Genomic DNA, 19234 nt, shown 5'->3' on the forward strand with positions numbered 1-19234 from the left:
ATGGCTTGCCAGTGTTGGGAAAAGGGGCACGTTATTCCAATCCCTGACGATGAGTAGCTGATTCAGGGGCGGACGTGGATTCAGGGACGTTCGGATCTTGGCCGACTAACTGTGCAGGTTTATGTGCACGCCTTTTTTTCTTCGCAGATTCCACCTTGGGCAAAGGAGGCCAATCAGCGGCGGTGGACAGTGGCGGGACAGGTTTTCCGGGCAGGCCGGCTTCGCGAATGATACGCGGCCAGCGGGGTTCCCAACACAGCAGCAGCGATATCCAATGACCCATGGTGTGCAGTGCCAACGCGGGAGAGGCCAGCGCCACAATGCAGGCGACCTGCCAACGCAGCCCGGCACGCCACAACGGTCTGAAGAAGCTGAGGGTTGCCATCACCGACAGCCACGGCCAAGGCGCCTTGCTCAAAAACTTCTTCGGAACAGGCACCGATTGCGGGCCTTCTTCCATGTAGCGACGGATGAACTCCCACAGGTTGGTGATATCGCTGGTGCCATCGGCGCGCTTGCCGACGAAGACGATGTGAAAGTGGGGAAGATCTGGCATGGTCGGCCCCCAGCTCAGAATGAGCTTTCGACCGATGTTGGCCCCTTCGTCCTCACCTACCACAGCCTCGGCGGAGACCTGTTCCCAGTCGAAAACGGTAATGCCGCCGGCGAATTTTGGGCGGTGTAGGTAGACCTGGCGCGTGACTCGGTTGAAGCGGATCAACATCCGGCGTTGAACGAAATTTTCTAAGTTTATAAAAATACGTGCATAACGAAGCACCACCCAAAACAAGCATGCCACGAATGCGATCAGAATTACTCCTGTAACGTAATCTCCTGTTTCCGCAGGCCTTCTCGAAGAATAGTAAACCCCAGAAAACCAAACCTCATTAAACATTAAAGCGAAGCTGGAAAGATCGTATAAAAAATAGACAATGGCCAATGTCATAAATGTAATAGCACCACGCCTCTCCTGTGATTCTCCGGCTTGTAGCTCAATATAGGTTCCATTCAACTCGTGGACTGATCCATCCGCAGAAGGAGAGTCACTAACTCGATCATAAATTCCGGGGCGTTTATCCTTGCCTTTTCCCGCCCGTTCGACCGCTAGAATTTTTTCCAGTTTATCTTGCCATTGCTCGTTTTCACGAGGCGAGGTCTGGATATACCAGAGCATCCATTCGAGCCAGTACATTCAGCTTACCTCCTTCAGCGCTTCATAGAGCTTTTGCAGCTCTGTTTCCTGATCCTTGAACGGCTTTAACAAGCTATCCGACTCCCACTTCTTGAGGCAGCTATGCCAACACCACTCCTCTATCTTGGAGGGGGAGAGATATATTATTGCCACACTAATTCCTAGGGTAACCAAGCTACCAACACCGATTATTTTCAGCATTACCGATGGAAGCCCGGAACCTGCCAACCCCTCTATCACCGCAATGAATCCTAACTGGCTATTCTGTCCAAATATGAATCGCAGCAATGGACCGGCAAAAGAAATCGCTACCATTCCAGCAAGCAGCGACATCCCCAATGATAAAATGCCTCGGGCAAAGTAGGCGCCACCAAGTATTCTATATTCATTATCAAAGGCCTTTTTGCCATCTTTTAAGTCTATGACAGCAAGCATGACACCACCCACAGTCGCCAGACTTCCCCCCACCAACCGCAACCCACCCAACGAAACCCTAGCTCCCTGACTCACCACTCCCGTCGCATACCGATTCGCAACCATCTGCACACCACTCGCCGCCAGCTCGATGCCCGCAGCCGTGGTAATCAGAAACGCCGCCTGGAATTCGAGGTACTCCTTCTCCCCCTCATTCTTCGTTGAGGCCTTGACCCCGAGAATGATTCCTTCGAGCAGCGCCAACAGCACGCCACCCCGAAGTTGGTGAAACCCACCACCCCCACCGTTCTGGAACTCACGCATCAGCGTGTCGCGCACCCTGCCGATATGGGCGTTCACCTGCCCCGCCACCCGGTTCGGATTGGCCGTCTGGCCTGAGGCCGCCAGTTCGCTCATGCGCAGACGGGTCGTCACCTCGCCCAACCCCGCATACACGAAGCCGAGCATCGGGCTCAACAGTCGTCGATCTACCGCGTTGGCTGGCAGCAGTTTCAACAGGTATTGGTGAAGCCAGGCGAACGGGACCAGCGTAACGGCGAGACGCTGTGGATCGAACCAGCGATGAGCATCGCTCACCACCGCACTCTGAACCGCCGCATCCGCCTTGATCAGCAGATCGACGACCTTCTGGAACCAGCCACCGGCAGCGCCCAGTTCAGCGACGATGGTGTCGGCGGTCAGGTCGTTGGCCGCGGCTTTCGCCTTGGTAAACGCCTCCCGGGTTTCCTTCTCGATGTCGACCTGGTTGCGCGTCAAGGCGCGCCAGACCAGGTTGCGCTTGGTGATTTCAGTGCCCGCCCACCAGGACGCCAGCTTCGCCTCGCCCCCTCTGCTGCCGTTCATGCCGAGCAAGCACAGGGCGATCTGGCTCGCGAACGCCTGCCCCCAGAGCGGCTGGTCGCGATCATAGAAGTCGAGCGCCTGTTCGAGCATCTCGCTGTCCAGCCAGGCGAGATGGTCCACGCCACGCTTGTCCATTTCGTCCTGGGCCAGGCGATCGCGCCTGGCGAATTGTTCCTGGATGTCCATCTTGGCATCCCAGTCGAGCATGGCTTCGTACTTGTCGAAGGCCGCTGCCTTTCCGGACTCGGCCTGGGCCAGCACGCGCTCGGGGTCATGGTGCTCGCCCTTTTCGGCCGGGCTGCCAACGCGCGTGCCGAAGCGGCTGGCGTTCATCATGTCGTAGGTCTTTTCGTAACTGACCTTGCGCTCGGCCGCTTCGACGGCGTTCTCGACATAGCCTTGCTGCATGGCCGCCTTCACATCGTCCAGGGCCTCGGCCACCACATACTTGCGCTCGTTGCTGATGCCCTGTGCATCGACAGTCTTGAGCCAGGGCAGGTTGATCTCGACGGCGTCGTTACGCCAGGCATTCAGCTCCTGAACGATGCCGATCGGGTCATCGAGCACCAGGGCGACACCACCCGCGTCTACCATCCGGTCGAGGGCATTGCGGTAGATCGAGTCCATGTCCCTCGGCGCCTCGCCCGGGGCCAGTGCGCTCCGGAATGGAGGAAAGGCCTGCTTTTCCAGCAAGGTTCTGGCGGCGGCATCCTGGGTTGCCAGGAACTCCGCGACAATGCTGTCCACCTGCGAAGGCGTGATGACGTCATCGAAGACACCGCAGCTGTTGGCCAGGGTGCGCAGGTCGAATTTCTGCAGGAGGTCGCGGTAGCGGTTGACCTTCAGGTAGCGGTCGAGCATGTCGGGACTGAGCGGGTCCGGCGTGAACAACAGGCGCGCCTCATCAACGTCTTCCGGGTCGGCCACGCTCAGGGTCCATCCTCCCAACGCCGAGACGCCACCTAGCGGCGTGCCCGGCTCATAAGACAGGACGGGCTGCAGCAGGCCCGAGTCATGCACGCGGTAGGTGCCTTCGCACAGGTAGTCCTTGCCCATGCGCTTGACGAACACATAAACGTAGCCCTCACGAATGCTGCGCACGGCGTAGCGGCTGTGGCTGAGCGGGAGCGTCAGGCGCTTGCCCAGATGGGCGGGCAACGCTGGGGCCAGTTGCTCGACGATGCTCCGGTCTTGTCCGGACACCACGCCGTAGCGCAGCGGCAGGATGATGAGATTGCGCTTGCAACTGACACACGGGCTGAGCGGCTCGTCGGTGCGTGTTCGGTTGGAGGCCTCGCGGCTGATGGCGAGTATCTCGCTCAGGGAGTAGGTGCGTTTGGACATGGGGAGCTCTCTCGTTTCGATACGGGCCGGACTTATTCCCCCACATCCGGTGCATAACCTCTCGATAGCATTTAGGTAGGTAATCACTTGAGGGCTGGAGCAAGTGTTGCCGACCGCTGAAAACGGGGGATTACTGGGGAAAAAATTCCGCTGAGATCCTGCATGCCGATCAGCGGCGGATATATAGGAAAAGTCCCAAGCCCTGCGGTGAAAAGGCTGCGCTTTCAGAGAACTTGCGGCGAGCAACGCTGATTTGGGACCGCTGTGCGGTCCTTCGTGGTGGTTCGTCAACGACAAGCCGCGCTCCTGCAGGGGCGCCGAAAATCATGTCGAGGGCGGTACAATCTCGCCATGCTCAGTCTCCCCCAAGCCCCCCTGCAACGCCTGTCCCTGCCCTGGCTGACCCAGTCCGGCATCGACGCCGCCATCCTGCGCCTCGACCTGATCGACCCGCTGGTCAGCGGCAACAAGTGGTTCAAGCTCCTCGAACACCTGCGCCTGGCCCGGGCCAGCGGCGCGCCGGGCATCATCAGCCTCGGCGGCAACCACTCCAATCACCTGCACGCCCTGGCCGTCGCCGGCCAGCGTTTCGGCTTCGCCACCGTCGGCCTGCTGCGTGGCGAGCCCCAGGACACCCCGACCACCCGCGACCTGCAGGCGTTCGGCATGCATCTGCACTGGCTCGGCTACGGCGGCTATCGCGCGCGCAACCAGCCCGGTTTCTGGGCGCCCTGGCACGCGCGCTATCCCGGTTGGCACTGCGTGCCGGAAGGTGGCGGTGGCGAGCTGGGGGCGAAGGGCTGTGCGCTGATTGTCGAACAGGCGCGGGCGCAGTTGCCGCTGCTGGGGTGGGACGACTACGACGCCTGGTGGCTGGCCGCCGGGACCGGGACCACCCTGGCCGGGTTGGTCATGGCGGAGAAGGGCGCCCATCCGGTGCATGGCGCGCTGGCGGTGCCCACGGGCTACGGCGTGGAGGAAAACCTGTCGGCGCTGACCGGCTACCACCTCCATGAAGCCTGTCGCGGCGGTTTCGCCAAGGTGGACGCCGAGCTGCTGGCGTTCATCGAGGACTGCGAAAGGACATCCGGCGTGCCGCTGGAACCCCTGTACACGGGCAAGGCGCTGATGGCCCTGCACGAAAAAGCCGGGGCCTTCAGCAGAGGCACCCGGCTGATCTTCGTTCATACCGGCGGCCTGCAGGGCCGCCGCGGCTTCGTCTAGTCCTTGGACGGCAACATGCGCAGCAGCGTGTTGTCCTTGCGCACGTAGTGGTGATACAGCCCGGCCAGGGCATGCACGCCGATCAGCCAGTAGCCGAGGGTGGCGAACCATTCGTGCCAGCCCTTGACCGTGCGCGCCAGTTCCTTGTCCGGTTGCACCAGCGCCGGCAGCTCGAAACCGTAGAAGGGGATCGGCTTGTCGGCGGCGCTGAGCACGGTCCAGCCGGCCAGCGGCAGGCCGATCATCAGCCCGTAGAGCATCCAGTGCACCAGGTGCGCCAGTCCGGTCTGCCAGGCGGGCGGGGCGGGCAGGATGCGCGGCGTCGGCCGGGTTATCCGCAGCAGCAGGCGTAACCAGACCAGCAGGAACACGCTCAGGCCCAGCATGAAGTGCAGGGTCTTCATCAGTTCCCGTTCCGGAGTGTCCTTGGGAAACAGGCCGCGAAACTCGATGCAGGCGTACACCGCCGCCAGCAGCACCAGCATCAGCCAGTGCAAGGCCACGGACAGGCTGCCGTAGCGCTCCCGGGTATTGGTCAGGGTCATGAAGCGTTCCTCGTCGGTCGTTGGCTGCGCTCTTTGCGGCGCTGTTCTTCCACTCTAATAGCTGATGGCCGTTACGGCAGGTGGAATGCGCAAAAAAGACCGGGTCAAGGCTAATGCCGATCAGTTATGCCAATTGGGGCCGCTTCGCGAGCAAGCTCGCTCCCACAAGGTAGGCGCAATCCTGTGGGAGCGAGCTTGCTCGCGAAGGGCTGCAAAGCAGCCCCAGAACGCTAACTGACCAGCATTAGGGTCAAGGTGCCTGGATCAAGGGCGTGGGGGGATTTTCCGCCAGTTGCGGCCAGTGGTCGGCGACCAGGAAGGCCCGTTCCACCTCGTGCCAGTCGCCATCCTCGCCGGGCTGCAGGCGCACCATCAGCTGTGCCTGGGCCTGCGGATCGAGGGCGGCGAGCCAGGTGTGCAACTGTTGTTCGGTCCACACCTCGCTGGCGCTGACCCGCGCCGGACCGAGCCAGGTCTGCCGCGGCAGCAGTTGCCAGCGGCCGCCGGTGCTGCTGGCGTGGAATGCCGAACAGTCGCGCCGATGCAGCCAGCGCCCGCGCAGATGCCCGGGATACACGCCGCGCGGCGCATCGGCGTGGGCCGGCCAGGGGTAGAACAGGTAGCCGCCCAGCCACAGGTGCGCCTCGACCCGTTGCAGGCCCAGTCCGGCGAGGGCTTCGCGGCTTTCCGCACGCCCCGAGATGGGCAACTGGTGCTCGGCCAGGTGCGCCAGCTTGCGGTCCAGGCGGTCGTGGCAGCCGGGGCCCAGCCAGTGCGCCGGGTCGAGGCCGTCGCCATGGTCGGGGCCGAGGTAGAACTTGATCGCCAGTTCCAGGTGATGCACGCCTTCGCGGTCGCGCAGCACCATGTCCAGTTCACCGAGGGTGTGGCCGCCCTGGCGGATCGGCAGGTTGGCGGCGAGCAGTTCGACACCGGGCGCCTGCTGCAGGGCGAACTGCCACAAGCGCTCGTAGTACAGGCCCAGGCGGCGGCTGGCAGAGCGCGCCAGCCAGTCCAGCAATGGCGCGGGCTCCTGCTCCAGGTGCAGCAGCCAGTGTTGCAGGCGCTGCGGATCGTCGACCCAGGCACTGGCGCTCAGCGGATGCCGCTGCGGCCACGGGGCGTTGGCCAGCAGCGGCGGCGACAGCAGGGTCCAGGCCAGATCGCGGACCGCGGGCTGGCGCAGATGGCGGGGCAGGGCGTCGAGGCTGGCGAACGGATTCATCCAGCGAGCATAGCCCGTTTGCCGCCAGCCGGGGCGCTGGCCCATAATCGGGCTTTTCGCAACCGTGCTTTATCCACGTCGCAGAGCCTTGCAGGAGCCCCATGGAGCAATTTCGCAATATCGGTATCATCGGTCGCCTTGGCAGCTCGCAGGTGCTCGATACCATCCGCCGACTGAAAAAATTCCTGCTGGAGCGGCATCTGCACGTCATCCTCGAGGACACCATCGCCGAAGTCCTGCCCGGCCACGGCCTGCAGACGTCCTCGCGCAAACTGCTGGGCGAGGTCTGCGACCTGGTCATCGTGGTCGGCGGCGACGGCAGCCTGCTCGGCGCCGCCCGCGCCCTGGCCCGGCACAACACCCCGGTGCTGGGGATCAACCGCGGCAGCCTGGGCTTTCTCACCGATATCCGTCCCGACGAACTGGAAGTGAAAGTCGCCGAGGTGCTCGACGGCCACTACCTGGTGGAAAACCGCTTCCTGCTCCAGGCCGAAGTGCGCCGCCACGGCGAGGCCATCGGCCAGGGCGACGCCCTCAACGATGTGGTCCTGCACCCGGGCAAGTCGACGCGGATGATCGAGTTCGAGATCTACATCGACGGCCAGTTCGTCTGCAGCCAGAAGGCCGACGGCCTGATCGTCGCCACCCCGACCGGCTCCACCGCCTACGCCCTGTCCGCCGGCGGGCCGATCATGCATCCCAAGCTGGACGCCATCGTCATCGTGCCGATGTACCCGCACACCCTGTCCGGGCGGCCGATCGTGGTCGATGGCAACAGCGAGCTGAAGATCGTCGTGTCCCAGGACATGACCATCTATCCGCAGGTTTCCTGTGACGGCCAGAACCACTTCACCTGCGCCCCCGGCGACACCATCACGGTGAACAAGAAGCCGCAGAAGCTGCGCCTGATCCATCCGCTGGACCACAACTACTACGAGGTCTGCCGGACCAAACTCGGCTGGGGCAGCCGTCTGGGTGGTGGAGGCGACTGATGCTCGATCCAGCGCGCAGTTTCGACCTGATCGGCGATGTACACGGATGCGCCCACACCCTCGAACGCCTGCTCGACAGCCTCGGCTACAAGCGCCAGGGCGGGGTGTGGCGGCATGCCCAGCGCCAGGCGCTGTTCCTCGGCGACATCATCGATCGCGGCCCGCGTATTCGTGAGGCCCTGCATATCGTTCACGACATGGTCGAGGCCGGCCAGGCGCATTGCATCATGGGCAACCATGAATACAACGCCCTGGGCTGGACCACCCCGGCCCCGGCCGGCAGCGGCAAGACCTTCGTGCGCGAGCACACCCCGCGCCACGCCCGGCTGATCGACGAAACCCTGACCCAGTTCGCCCAGCACCCCGGCGACTGGCACGACTTCCTCGGCTGGTTCTACCAGTTGCCGCTGTTCGTCGATGCCGGGCGCTTCCGCCTGGTCCATGCCTGCTGGGACGGGCGGGTGATCGACACACTGCGCCAGCAGTATCCGCAAGGCCTGATCGACGAAGCCTTCGTGCGGGCCTCGGCGCAGCCCGACACCTTCGCCCACCTGGCCTGCAACCGCCTGCTGCGCGGCACCGACATGCGCCTGCCGGACGGCCTGACCCTGACCGGTGGCGACGGCCTGACCCGCGCCTTCTTCCGCACCAAGTTCTGGGAAGAAGACCCGCAGACCTACGGCGATATCGTCTTCCAGCCCGACGCGCTGCCGGCCGAGGTGGCCAGCGCGCCGCTCAGCCACAGCCAGAAGAATGCCCTGCTGCGCTACGCCGAGGACGAGCCACTGCTGTTCGTCGGGCATTACTGGCGCAGTGGCAAGCCGGCGCCGATCCGCGCCAACCTGGCCTGCCTGGACTACAGTGCAGTGCTCTACGGCAAGCTGGTGGCGTACCGGCTCGACGAGGAAACCCGTATCGATCCACGCAAGTTCGTCTGGGTCGATGTGGAACGGCCGGAGGCCAGTCAATGAATGTGGTTGAAGTCCTGCGCCTGCCGTTGAGCGCCGACCTGAGCGGTTTCGTCCAGCTGTTGCGGCGCCTGCAGGTGGCGCACCGGGTCACCGAGGAGCAGGGCGCGCAGGTGCTCTGGGTCGACGAGACACGGGCTGCAGAGATCCATCGCCTGTATCAGTTGCATCCGCTGGGCGATGTCGATGCCGACCTGCTGCCACCCGCGGCGGCGCCGGAGCAACGCCCCGGGGTGGGCGAACAGCTGCGGGTCAGCAAGGCCACCGCGGCGATCCTCCTGCTGAGCCTGCTGGTCGCCGGCCTGACCGGCCTCGGCGACAACCTCGAGACCCTGCGCTGGCTGACCTTCCTCGATTTTCACGTGAAGGGCGACTACGTCTATTTCACCCCGCTGGAGGTCAGCCTGCAGGCCGGCCAGTGGTGGCGCCTGCTGAGCCCGATGCTGGTGCATTTCGGCATCCTCCACCTGGCCATGAACGGGCTCTGGTACTGGGAGCTGGGGCGGCGCATCGAATGGCGCCAGGGTGCCCTGCGCCTGCTCGGCCTGACCCTGGTCTTCGGCCTGGTGTCCAACGCCGCGCAATACCTGTTCGGCGGTCCGAGCTTGTTCGGCGGGCTGTCCGGCGTGCTTTACGGCCTGCTCGGGCATATCTGGCTGTACCAGTGGCTGGCGCCCAGCCCGCTCTATCGCATGCCTCGCGGCGTGCTGGTGATGATGCTGGTCTGGCTGCTGCTGTGCCTGTCCGGGCTGGTCAGCCTGCTCGGTTTCGGCCAGATCGCCAACGCCGCCCATGTCGGCGGTCTGTTGGTCGGATGCCTGAGCGGACTCTTGGGCGGGGCGCTGGCCCGGCGTAAACTGACGACTTGATTTGGGAGACGCTATGTCCACTTTTGCGCAAATGATCGAAAACATCACCCCGGAAATCTACGAGAGCCTGAAGCTGGCCGTGGAAATCGGCAAATGGGCTGACGGGCGCAAGCTCACCAGCGAGCAGCGCGAACTGTCCCTGCAGGCGGTGATCGCCTGGGAGCTGCAGAACCTCCCAGAGGAGCAGCGCACCGGCTACATGGGCCCGCAGGAATGCGCCTCGAAGTCCATCAGCGTGCCGAACATCCTGTTCAAGTCGGATGCGATCCATTGATCGAAGTCGGCCGTGGTTCCATTCGCAAGATGGCCGCGCGTCTCGAGACGCCGGTCGTGCAATACGCCTTCCGCCTGGATGAGGTCGAAGTCCCGGTCAACCCGATGATCGGCCAGACCGTGCGCCTGGAGTACCTGGGCGCGATCCACTGCAGTCATTGCGGCAAGCGCACCAAGACCAGCTTCAGCCAGGGCTACTGCTATCCCTGCATGACCCGACTGGCCCAGTGCGATGTCTGCATCATGAGTCCCGAACGGTGCCATTACGACGCCGGCACCTGCCGCGAGCCGTCCTGGGGCGAGCAGTTCTGCATGACCGACCATGTGGTCTACCTGGCCAACTCGTCGGGGATCAAGGTCGGCATCACCCGCGCCAGCCAGCTGCCCACGCGCTGGCTCGACCAGGGTGCCAGCCAGGCCCTGCCGATCCTGCGGGTCGCCACCCGGCAGCAGTCCGGGCTGGTGGAAGACCTGCTGCGCAGCCAGGTCGCCGACCGCACCAACTGGCGCGCGCTGCTCAAGGGCGATGCCGAACCGGTGGACCTGGCCTCCGTGCGTGACCAGCTGTTCGACAGCTGCGGCGACGGCATCCGTGGCTTGCAGGAGCGCTTCGGGCTGCAGGCCATCCAGCCGCTGCATGACGGCGAGCCGCTGGAGATCCGTTATCCGGTCGAGGCCTACCCGAGCAAGATCGTCAGTTTCAACCTGGACAAGAACCCGGTGGCCGAGGGCACGCTGCTCGGCATCAAGGGCCAGTACCTGATCTTCGATACCGGCGTGATCAACATTCGCAAGTACACGGCCTACCAACTGGCCGTGCATCAGTAAAAGGACCGCCACATGCGCACCGAACAGCCGCAAGTGATCTACCTCAAGGACTATCAGGCCCCCGAGTACCTGATCGACGAAACCCACCTGACCTTCGAGCTGTTCGAGGACCACACCCTGGTCCACGCCCAGCTGGTGATGCGCCGCAACCCGGCGCGCGGTGCCGGCCTGCCGCCGCTGGTGCTGGACGGCCAGCAACTGGAACTGCTCAGCGTCGCCCTCGACGACCAGCCCCTGGGCGCCGCCGACTACCAGCTCGGCGACAGCCACCTGACCCTGCAGCCGAAAGCCGCGCAGTTCACCGTCGACACCAGCGTGCGCATCCACCCGGAAAGCAACACCGCGCTGGAAGGCCTGTACAAGTCCAGCGGCATGTTCTGCACCCAGTGCGAGGCCGAGGGCTTTCGCAAGATCACCTACTACCTCGATCGCCCGGACGTGATGAGTGCGTTCACCACCACGGTGATCGCCGAACAGCACCGCTACCCGGTCCTGCTCTCCAACGGCAACCCGGTGGGCAGTGGCCCGCAGGACGACGGCCGGCACTGGGCGACCTGGGAAGACCCGTTCAGGAAGCCGGCGTACCTGTTCGCCCTGGTCGCCGGCGACCTGTGGTGCGTCGAAGATACCTTCACCCGCCAGTCCGGGCGTGACGTGACCCTGCGCATCTATGTCGAGCCGGAGAACATCGACAAGTGCCAGCACGCCATGACCAGCCTGAAGAAGTCCATGCGCTGGGACGAAGAGGTCTACGGCCGCGAATATGACCTGGACATCTTCATGATCGTCGCGGTCAACGACTTCAACATGGGCGCCATGGAAAACAAGGGCCTGAACATCTTCAACTCCAGTTGCGTGCTGGCCCGCGCCGAAACCGCCACCGACGCCGCGCACCAGCGGGTCGAGGCGGTGGTCGCCCACGAGTACTTCCACAACTGGTCGGGCAACCGCGTGACCTGCCGCGACTGGTTCCAGCTGTCGCTCAAGGAAGGCTTCACCGTGTTCCGCGACGCCGAGTTCAGCGCCGACGTGAACTCGCGCACGGTCAAGCGCATCGAGGACGTGGCCTACCTGCGCACCCACCAGTTCGCCGAGGATGCCGGCCCGATGGCCCACGCCGTGCGCCCGGACAGCTTCATCGAAATCTCCAACTTCTACACCCTGACCGTCTACGAGAAGGGTTCGGAAGTGGTGCGCATGGTCCGCACCCTGCTCGGCGCCGAGGGCTTCCGCAAGGGCAGCGACCTGTACTTCGAGCGCCACGACGGCCAGGCGGTGACCTGCGACGACTTCATCAAGGCCATGGAAGATGCCAACGGCGTCGACCTGACCCAGTTCAAGCGCTGGTACAGCCAGGCGGGTACGCCGCGTCTGGCGGTCAGCGAACGTTATGACGCTGCCGCGCACACCTACAGCCTGACCTTCCGCCAGAGCTGCCCGGAAACCCCGGACAAGGTCGAGAAGAAGCCGTTCGTGATCCCGGTGGAACTGGGCCTGCTCGACGCCCAGGGCCACGACCTGGCGCTGCGCCTGCAGGGCGAGATCGCCGCCGCCGGCACGTCCCGCGTGCTCTCGGTGACCGAGGCCGAGCAGACCTTCACCTTCGTCGATGTCGCGGCCAAGCCGCTGCCGTCGCTGCTGCGAGGCTTCAGCGCACCGGTCAAGCTGGCGTTCCCCTACGATCGCGACCAGCTGATGTTCCTCATGCAGCACGACAGCGACGGTTTCAACCGCTGGGAAGCTGGCCAGCAACTGTCGGTGCAGGTGCTGCAGGAACTGATCGCGCAGCAGCAGAAGGGCGAGCAACTGGTGCTCGATCAGCGCCTGGTCACCGCCCTGGGCAGCGTGCTGGGCAATGACGCGCTGGACCAGGCCATGGTCGCCGAGATGCTTTCGCTGCCGAGCGAGGCCTATCTCACCGAAATCAGCGAAACCGCCGATGTCGATGCCATCCATGCCGCCCGCGAGTTCGCCCGCAAGCAACTGGCCGAGCAGCTGTTCGACGGCCTGTGGGCGCGCTACCAGGCCAACCGCACCGCCTCGCGGCAGACCGCCTACGTGGCCGAGGCCGAGCACTTCGCCCGCCGTGGCCTGCAGAACATCGTCCTGTCCTACCTGATGCTCAGCGGCAAGCCGCAGGTGCTGGAAGCGACCCTGGAGCAGTTCGATGCCTGCGACAACATGACCGAACGCCTGACCGCCCTGGCGGTGCTGGTCAATTCGCCGTTCGAGGCCGAGCGGGCCAAGGCCCTGACGGCGTTCGCCGAGCACTTCAAGGACAATCCGCTGGTCATGGACCAGTGGTTCAGCGTACAGGCCGGCAGCACCCTGCCGGGCGGGCTGGCGCGCGTGCGCACGCTGATGGAGCATCCGGCGTTCACCCTGAAGAACCCGAACAAGGTGCGTGCGCTGATCGGTGCCTTCGCCGGGCAGAACCTGGTCAACTTCCATGCCGCGGATGGTTCGGGCTATCGCTTCCTGGCCGATATCGTCATCGAGCTCAACGCCCTGAACCCGCAGATCGCCTCGCGGCAACTGGCGCCGCTGACCCGCTGGCGCAAGTATGACGACAAGCGTCAGGCGCTGATGAAAGGGGAATTGCAGCGGATCCGCGATTCGGGATCGCTGTCCAGCGATGTGTTCGAGGTGGTGAGCAAGAGTCTCGCCTGATGTGAGAGAAGGCCGCGAAAGCGGCCTTTTTCTTTTTTCGTCAGTGCGGGCCTCATCGCGGGTAATGCCCGCACAGGGTTCTGTGTCTTGCTGGAATCTTGTGGGAGCAACTGTCTTGGGGCTTGGTGCTGGTGCTGAGGCTTGCGTGCATATCCATTGGCCAAGGCGACGCTGAATCACCTTTTCGCCCTTACGGCGACCCACTTTTGCGCTTTTCAAAAGTGGGTCGCCGTAAGGGCGAAAAGGTGATTCAGCGTCGCCTTGGCCAATGGATCAACACACGATTCCCGCACCCGTACCCGCAGCGCTCAACACAAAGCATCTGATTACCGTACCTCTGGTTCAAGACACAAGCGGGCATTGCCCGCGATGAGGCCTACAGCAACACCCGCGATCTTCCGATAACAAAAGATAACGTCCCGTTCGTTGTCAGCCCTTCGCAAACCCCGATAGGATGGCCAGCAGCTATTGCAGGGCTCTGGAACACGGTTTTTCGCAGTGCCTGCAAATGGATTGACCCAAATAACAAGAATCGGGGGACAGATCTATGACCGGGCCTCATACAGCGGGTACTGGCAGTGCGCATCGCGCGCGCCCTTGGGCTCTGGCGACCGGCGCAGCATTGCTGCTGGCGATGGGCTTGTGGACCAACAGCGTCGAAGCGGCGACCACCGCCGCGGCACCTGAAGCCGAAGTCTGGTCGAGCCTTTCGACCAAGGCCGACAAGGGCCTGCTGCTCGACGTGACCAGGGCCGGCGCGCGCCTGGTCATGGTCGGCGAACGCGGTCATATCCTCTTCTCCGATGACCAGGGCAAGACCTGGACCCAGGCCAAGGTGCCGACCCGGCAACTGCTCACCGCCGTGACCTTCGTCGACGACAAGCACGGTTGGGCGGTCGGCCACGACGCGCAGATCCTCGCCAGCAGCGACGGCGGCGCGACCTGGAGCAAGCAGTTCGAAGACCTCTCCCGCGAAGCGCCGCTGCTCGATGTCTGCTTCGACAACCCGCAGCACGGCCTGGCCATCGGTGCCTACGGCGCCATGTTCGAAACCAGCGACGGCGGCCAGCACTGGCAGGACGTCAGCGAGCGCCTCGACAACCCCGACCAGCTGCACCTGAACGGCATCGCCCGGGTCAAGGACGCCGGCCTGTTCATCGTCGGCGAGCAGGGCACCCTGTTCCGCTCCGGCGACGACGGCCAGACCTGGCAGAAAGTCGAAAGCCCCTACGAGGGCTCGTTCTTCGGCGTGATCGGCACCGCGCAACCGCGCACCCTGCTGGCCTACGGTCTGCGCGCCAACCTGTACCGTTCCACCGACTTCGGCGACACCTGGGAGCAGATCGAACTCCAGGCCGCGCGCGGACCACTTCAATTTGGCCTGTCAAACGCTACGCTTCTCGATGATGGCAGTCTGGTACTGGTGGGGAACGGCGGCACGGTCCTGCGCAGCAGCGACGACGGCGTGACCTTCAACGTCTTCAACCGGGCCGACCGCCTGGCCCTGGCGGGTGCCAGTGGCCTGTCCGACGGCAATCTGATCCTGGTGGGGCAGGGCGGCGCTCATTTCGCCGCCGCCACCGGTGCCGAGAGGGCGCAACCATGACCGTTCGGGAGTCGTTCAGCATGAATCAACACCATCAGGACAAGCCGACTGTGCTCGAGCGCCTGATCTTCAACAACCGCCCGGCAGTGATCGCCATCTGTCTGCTGGTGAGCATTTTCCTGTTCTGGCAGGCCACCCTGATCCGTCCGTCCACCAGCTTCGAGAAGATGATCCCGCTGGAGCATCCGTTCATCCAGAACATGCTCGAGCACCGCAATGACCTGGCCAACCTCGGCAACACCGTGCGCATCTCGGTGGAAGCGGTCAACGGCGATATCTTCGACAAGGACTACATGGAGACCCTGCGGCAGATCCATGACGAGGTCTTCTATGTGCCTGGCGTCGATCGCTCGGGCCTGAAGTCGCTGTGGAGCCCGGCGGTGCGCTGGACCGAAGTGACCGAGGAAGGTTTCTCCGGCGGCGAAGTGATCCCCAACACCTACAACGGCTCCCAGCAAAGCCTCGATGCCTTGCGCGACAACGTGCTCAAGTCCGGGCAGATCGGCCGTCTGGTGGCGAACAACTTCAAGTCGAGCATCGTCGACGTGCCGCTGCAGGAGTCCTACCCGGACCCGCAGGACCCGGGCAAGCAGATCAAGCTGGACTACCAGCAGTTCTCCCACCAGCTGGAAGAGAAGATCCGCGACAAGTACCAGGCGCAGAACCCCAACGTGAAGATCCACATCGTCGGCTTCGCCAAGAAGGTCGGCGACCTGATCGACGGCCTGATGATGGTGGTGGGCTTCTTCGGTATCGCCCTGGTGATCACCTGGATCCTGCTGTACTGGTTCACCTGGTGTATCCGCAGCACCATCGCCGTGCTCGTCACCACCCTGGTGGCGGTGGTCTGGCAACTGGGCCTGATGCATGTGGTGGGCTTCGGGATCGACCCGTATTCGATGCTGGTGCCGTTCCTGATCTTCGCCATCGGCATTTCCCACGGCGTGCAGAAGATCAACGGCATCGCCCTGCAGTCCAGCGGCGCCGACAACGCCCTGACCGCGGCGCGGCGGACCTTCCGCCAGCTGTTCCTGCCGGGGATGATCGCCATCCTCGCCGACGCCGTGGGCTTCATCACCCTGCTGATCATCGATATCGGGGTGATCCGCGAACTGGCCATCGGCGCCTCCATCGGTGTCGCGGTGATCGTCTTCACCAACCTGATCCTGCTGCCGGTGGCGATTTCCTATGTCGGCATCAGCAAGAAGGCGATCGAGCGCAGCAAGCGCGACGCGACCCGCGAGCACCCGTTCTGGCGCCTGCTGTCGAACTTTGCCAGCGCCAAAGTGGCCCCGGTGTCCATCGTCCTGGCCCTGCTGGCCTTCGGCGGCGGCCTCTGGTACAGCCAGAACCTGAAGATCGGCGACCTCGACCAGGGCGCCCCGGAGCTGCGTCCGGATTCGCGCTACAACAACGACAACGCCTTCATCATCGACAACTACTCGACCAGTTCCGACGTGCTGGTGGTGATGGTCAAGACCCCGACCGAAGGCTGCTCGGCCTACCAGACCATGGCGCCGATCGACGAGCTGATGTGGACCATGGAGAACACCCCCGGCGTGCAGTCGGCGATCTCCCTGGTGACCGTGTCCAAGCAGATGATCAAGGGCATGAACGAGGGCAACCTGAAATGGGAAAGCCTGTCGCGCAACCCTGAAGTGCTGAACACCTCGGTCTCCCGCGCCGACGGCCTGTACAACGCCGACTGTTCGCTGGCGCCGGTGCTGGTGTTCCTCAACGACCACAAGGCCGAGACCCTCGACGGCGTGGTCAAGGCGGTCAAGGCGTTCGCCGACACGCACAACCGCGAGGGCCTGGAGTTCCTGCTGGCCGCGGGCAACGCGGGCATCGAGGCGGCGACCAACGACGTGATCAAGTCCGCCGAGCTGACCATCCTGATCCTGGTCTACATCTGCGTGGCGGTGATGTGCATGATCACCTTCCGCTCCTTCGCCGCGACGCTGTGCATCGTCCTGCCGCTGGTGCTGACCTCGGTGCTGGGCAACGCCCTGATGGCCTTCATGGGCATCGGCGTCAAGGTCGCGACGCTGCCGGTGGTGGCCCTGGGCGTGGGGATCGGTGTGGACTACGGGATCTACATCTACAGCCGCCTGGAGAGTTTCCTGCGCGCCGGCCTGCCGCTGCAGGAGGCCTACTACGAGACCCTGCGCTCCACCGGCAAGGCCGTGCTGTTCACCGGCCTGTGCCTGGCCATCGGCGTGTGCACCTGGATCTTCTCGGCGATCAAGTTCCAGGCCGACATGGGCCTGATGCTGACCTTCATGCTCCTCTGGAACATGTTCGGCGCCCTGTGGCTGCTGCCGGCGCTGGCGCGTTTCCTGATCAAGCCGGAGAAGCTCGCCGGGCAGAAGGGCAACTCGATCTTCGCCCACTGATCCTGTCGGGAACCCTGCCGCGGGCCAGACGTCACAACGTCTGGCCCGCGCTGCATTTGGGCTATCATTGCGCCTTTCCTTCGCCATGGCAGTTCTCCGATGACCACCCTTTCCCACGCCCTGCAAGCCTGCGACATGCTGCTGATCGACGGCCTGCACGCCTTCGACTTCGTCTTCGATGACAGCGGCCTGCGCATCGAATGCATGGATGGCCGTGCCCTCAAGCGCTGGACCTTCACCCTCGCGCAGATCGACGCGGCCCGTGCCGAGGGCGGTGACTGGCTGATCACCGGCGACAGCGGCGAGCACCGCCTGGTGTGCCTGAGCGCACTGCGCGCCTCGGAAGAAGATGAAGACGACGATGAAAGCGCTGCCGAGCCTGCTGATCGCTAGTGCCATGAGCCTGACCGCGCAAGGCCATGAACTGCTGGTGGGCAGCTACACCGACAGCCTCTACCGCTACCGCTTCAGCGCTGGACGCATCGAGGCGCCGCCGTTGCAGGTCGTGGCGACCCGCAATCCGTCGTGGCTGACCCTGTCCGTCGATGCGCGCCAGGTGTTTGCGGTCAACGAGCAGGCCCCAGGGCGGGTTTCGGCGTTCAGCCTGGACCGGCAGCATGGCTTGAGCGCGTTGAACCAGGTGAGCAGCGGCGGCGCTGAACCGACCCACAGCAGCCTGAGCCATGACGGGCGCTTCCTGTTCGTCGCCAACTACGGCGGCTCCACTGCCGAGGGCGGCAATCTTGCCGTGCTGCCGGTGTTGGCCGATGGTCGCCTGGGCGAGCCGGTGCAGCAGGTTCGGCATGCCGCGAGCAAGGTCGATGCTGAACGCCAGGCGACGCCGCATGTGCATTCCATGGTGTCGTCGCCGGATGGTCGCTATGTGTTCGCCAGTGACCTCGGTGCGGATCGGGTCTTCGCCTATCGCTATGACGGCGACAAGGCCCAGCCACTTGAAGCCTTCGCTTCGGTGGCGCTGCCGCCCGGCAGCGGGCCGCGGCATCTGCTGTTCAGCGCCGATGGCCGGCATGCCTGGCTGACCCTGGAAATGAGCGCGGCGGTAGCGGTGTTCGATTACCAGGACGGCCGCCTGACCCTGCGCGACACGGTCCCCCTGACCGGCAGCAGCGATCCCGGGGCCAGGGCGGCGGGTGCGCTGCATGCCTCGGCGGACGGGCGTTTCCTGTATGCCAGCAATCGCGGGACGGCCAACGAGCTGGTGGTGTTCGCCATCGATCCGGTCGATGGTGGATTGAAGCTGCTGCAGCGGCGCTCCGTGGAAGGCGACCACCCACGGGAATTCGCGCTCGACCCGTCGCAGGCGTTCGTGTTGGTAGCAAATCAGAAAAGCGCTGAAATCGTGGTGATCCGCCGCGATCGTGACAGCGGCAAGCTGGGGGAGGTGGTGCAGACATTCAGTCAGGCCTCGCCTTCGGACCTGAAGTTCATCGACTGACTATCGATGGCCTCGATAGTCGTTACTGGTGCAATGAATTTTTCCCGGTGGCGGCAGCGGCGTAGTTTTGAACCCAAGCCAGACGGCTCTTCAACTCAACGTTTTCGAGGCCAGACCGATGAACTTCAATCTCTTCCCCGTGATCGCCGCTTCTGCCATTTCCGCTTCCGTGGTCCAGGCCGCCAATGCTCATGTCGAGCTGAACGAGCGCAAGGCCGCCACGCCCAGCTACACCACCGAATACCTGCGTCAGAGCGCCAACTTCTATGCGGCGCTGGATCACAAGGCCAGCCACTGAGCCAAGAACGCGACGATCAGTGTGGGAGCGGATTCATCCGCGATCGGCGGCGAAGCCGTCGTAAAACCTA

General features: G+C 63.9%; 16 protein-coding genes. 12 read left to right on the forward strand and 4 right to left on the reverse strand.

The window, feature by feature from the left end:
* Window positions 1–31: 31 nt before the first annotated feature.
* Together RTI28_RS06400 and RTI28_RS06405 are read right to left on the reverse strand one after the other, a co-directional pair.
* Window positions 32–1192, reverse strand: coding sequence for a DUF6708 domain-containing protein (locus RTI28_RS06400; protein ID WP_316919671.1), 1161 nt, complete (start codon window positions 1190–1192; stop codon window positions 32–34).
* Window positions 1193–3814 (reverse strand): T6SS effector BTH_I2691 family protein, encoded by a 2622-nt coding sequence (locus tag RTI28_RS06405; RefSeq protein ID WP_316919672.1) that lies wholly within the window; start codon window positions 3812–3814, stop codon window positions 1193–1195. It lies immediately after the preceding gene.
* Window positions 3815–4165: 351 nt separating this feature from the next.
* Between RTI28_RS06405 and RTI28_RS06410 the strand changes: the two genes are divergently transcribed.
* Window positions 4166–5038 carry a 1-aminocyclopropane-1-carboxylate deaminase/D-cysteine desulfhydrase gene (locus tag RTI28_RS06410; protein WP_316919673.1) on the forward strand — a complete coding sequence of 291 codons (873 nt, stop codon included), beginning with the start codon at window positions 4166–4168 and terminating at the stop codon, window positions 5036–5038.
* On the opposite strand, the gene RTI28_RS06415 is transcribed toward RTI28_RS06410, so the two are convergent.
* Together RTI28_RS06415 and RTI28_RS06420 are read right to left on the reverse strand one after the other, a co-directional pair.
* On the reverse strand, window positions 5035–5583 hold the full coding sequence (locus RTI28_RS06415; protein WP_316919674.1) for a cytochrome b: 549 nt from the start codon (window positions 5581–5583) through the stop codon (window positions 5035–5037). The genes RTI28_RS06410 and RTI28_RS06415 overlap by 4 nt on opposite strands.
* 250 nt (window positions 5584–5833) lie before the next feature.
* On the reverse strand, window positions 5834–6808 hold the full coding sequence (locus RTI28_RS06420; protein ID WP_316919675.1) for a DUF1853 family protein: 975 nt from the start codon (window positions 6806–6808) through the stop codon (window positions 5834–5836).
* Between the two features lie 101 nt (window positions 6809–6909).
* Here RTI28_RS06420 and RTI28_RS06425 point away from each other — a divergent pair, with 101 nt between their 5' ends.
* From RTI28_RS06425 to RTI28_RS06475, 11 genes are all read left to right on the forward strand, one after another.
* Window positions 6910–7800 (forward strand): NAD(+) kinase, encoded by an 891-nt coding sequence (locus tag RTI28_RS06425; RefSeq protein WP_042124167.1) that lies wholly within the window; start codon window positions 6910–6912, stop codon window positions 7798–7800.
* Window positions 7797–8771 carry a metallophosphoesterase gene (locus RTI28_RS06430; RefSeq protein ID WP_316919862.1) on the forward strand — a complete coding sequence of 325 codons (975 nt, stop codon included), beginning with the start codon at window positions 7797–7799 and terminating at the stop codon, window positions 8769–8771. The genes RTI28_RS06425 and RTI28_RS06430 overlap by 4 nt, the downstream gene beginning before the upstream one ends.
* Window positions 8768–9637, forward strand: a complete 870-nt coding sequence (locus tag RTI28_RS06435; RefSeq protein ID WP_316919676.1) for a rhomboid family intramembrane serine protease — start codon at window positions 8768–8770, stop codon at window positions 9635–9637. The genes RTI28_RS06430 and RTI28_RS06435 overlap by 4 nt, the downstream gene beginning before the upstream one ends.
* 13 nt (window positions 9638–9650) lie before the next feature.
* A complete protein-coding gene (locus RTI28_RS06440) occupies window positions 9651–9911 on the forward strand; it encodes a YeaC family protein (protein ID WP_316919677.1) in 261 nt (86 codons plus the stop codon).
* The gene (locus tag RTI28_RS06445; RefSeq protein WP_316919678.1) at window positions 9908–10738 is read left to right on the forward strand and encodes a DUF2797 domain-containing protein; all 831 of its coding nucleotides are present in this window, start codon (window positions 9908–9910) and stop codon (window positions 10736–10738) included. The genes RTI28_RS06440 and RTI28_RS06445 overlap by 4 nt, the downstream gene beginning before the upstream one ends.
* Before the next feature lie 12 nt (window positions 10739–10750).
* Window positions 10751–13408, forward strand: a complete 2658-nt coding sequence (pepN, locus tag RTI28_RS06450) for an aminopeptidase N (RefSeq protein WP_316919679.1) — start codon at window positions 10751–10753, stop codon at window positions 13406–13408.
* Between the two features lie 634 nt (window positions 13409–14042).
* Window positions 14043–15014 (forward strand): WD40/YVTN/BNR-like repeat-containing protein, encoded by a 972-nt coding sequence (locus RTI28_RS06455; protein WP_316919863.1) that lies wholly within the window; start codon window positions 14043–14045, stop codon window positions 15012–15014.
* Between the two features lie 20 nt (window positions 15015–15034).
* A complete protein-coding gene (locus tag RTI28_RS06460) occupies window positions 15035–17410 on the forward strand; it encodes an RND family transporter (RefSeq protein WP_316919680.1) in 2376 nt (791 codons plus the stop codon).
* A 99-nt stretch (window positions 17411–17509) separates the two neighbouring features.
* Window positions 17510–17803 carry a DUF5629 family protein gene (locus tag RTI28_RS06465; protein ID WP_316919681.1) on the forward strand — a complete coding sequence of 98 codons (294 nt, stop codon included), beginning with the start codon at window positions 17510–17512 and terminating at the stop codon, window positions 17801–17803.
* The gene (locus RTI28_RS06470; protein ID WP_316919682.1) at window positions 17760–18866 is read left to right on the forward strand and encodes a lactonase family protein; all 1107 of its coding nucleotides are present in this window, start codon (window positions 17760–17762) and stop codon (window positions 18864–18866) included. Before RTI28_RS06465 ends, RTI28_RS06470 begins: the two co-directional genes overlap by 44 nt.
* A 118-nt stretch (window positions 18867–18984) precedes the next feature.
* Window positions 18985–19164, forward strand: coding sequence for a hypothetical protein (locus tag RTI28_RS06475; RefSeq protein ID WP_316919683.1), 180 nt, complete (start codon window positions 18985–18987; stop codon window positions 19162–19164).
* Window positions 19165–19234: the final 70 nt, after the last annotated feature.

The organism is Pseudomonas sp. zfem002 (assembly GCF_032621685.1).
Taxonomy (GTDB): domain Bacteria; phylum Pseudomonadota; class Gammaproteobacteria; order Pseudomonadales; family Pseudomonadaceae; genus Aquipseudomonas; species Aquipseudomonas japonica.

Excerpts from the sequence above, each read along its gene's own strand:
- RTI28_RS06400 (WP_316919671.1), bottom strand. The coding sequence starts at position 1,192 with ATGTACTGGCTCGAATGGATGCTCTGGTATATCCAGACCTCGCCTCGT.
- RTI28_RS06405 (WP_316919672.1), bottom strand. The coding sequence starts at position 3,814 with ATGTCCAAACGCACCTACTCCCTGAGCGAGATACTCGCCATCAGCCGC.
- RTI28_RS06410 (WP_316919673.1), top strand. The coding sequence starts at position 4,166 with ATGCTCAGTCTCCCCCAAGCCCCCCTGCAACGCCTGTCCCTGCCCTGG.
- RTI28_RS06415 (WP_316919674.1), bottom strand. The coding sequence starts at position 5,583 with ATGACCCTGACCAATACCCGGGAGCGCTACGGCAGCCTGTCCGTGGCC.
- RTI28_RS06420 (WP_316919675.1), bottom strand. The coding sequence starts at position 6,808 with ATGAATCCGTTCGCCAGCCTCGACGCCCTGCCCCGCCATCTGCGCCAG.
- RTI28_RS06425 (WP_042124167.1), top strand. The coding sequence starts at position 6,910 with ATGGAGCAATTTCGCAATATCGGTATCATCGGTCGCCTTGGCAGCTCG.
- RTI28_RS06435 (WP_316919676.1), top strand. The coding sequence starts at position 8,768 with ATGAATGTGGTTGAAGTCCTGCGCCTGCCGTTGAGCGCCGACCTGAGC.
- RTI28_RS06440 (WP_316919677.1), top strand. The coding sequence starts at position 9,651 with ATGTCCACTTTTGCGCAAATGATCGAAAACATCACCCCGGAAATCTAC.
- pepN (WP_316919679.1), top strand. The coding sequence starts at position 10,751 with ATGCGCACCGAACAGCCGCAAGTGATCTACCTCAAGGACTATCAGGCC.
- RTI28_RS06455 (WP_316919863.1), top strand. The coding sequence starts at position 14,043 with ATGGGCTTGTGGACCAACAGCGTCGAAGCGGCGACCACCGCCGCGGCA.
- RTI28_RS06460 (WP_316919680.1), top strand. The coding sequence starts at position 15,035 with ATGAATCAACACCATCAGGACAAGCCGACTGTGCTCGAGCGCCTGATC.
- RTI28_RS06465 (WP_316919681.1), top strand. The coding sequence starts at position 17,510 with ATGACCACCCTTTCCCACGCCCTGCAAGCCTGCGACATGCTGCTGATC.
- RTI28_RS06470 (WP_316919682.1), top strand. The coding sequence starts at position 17,760 with ATGAAGACGACGATGAAAGCGCTGCCGAGCCTGCTGATCGCTAGTGCC.
- RTI28_RS06475 (WP_316919683.1), top strand. The coding sequence starts at position 18,985 with ATGAACTTCAATCTCTTCCCCGTGATCGCCGCTTCTGCCATTTCCGCT.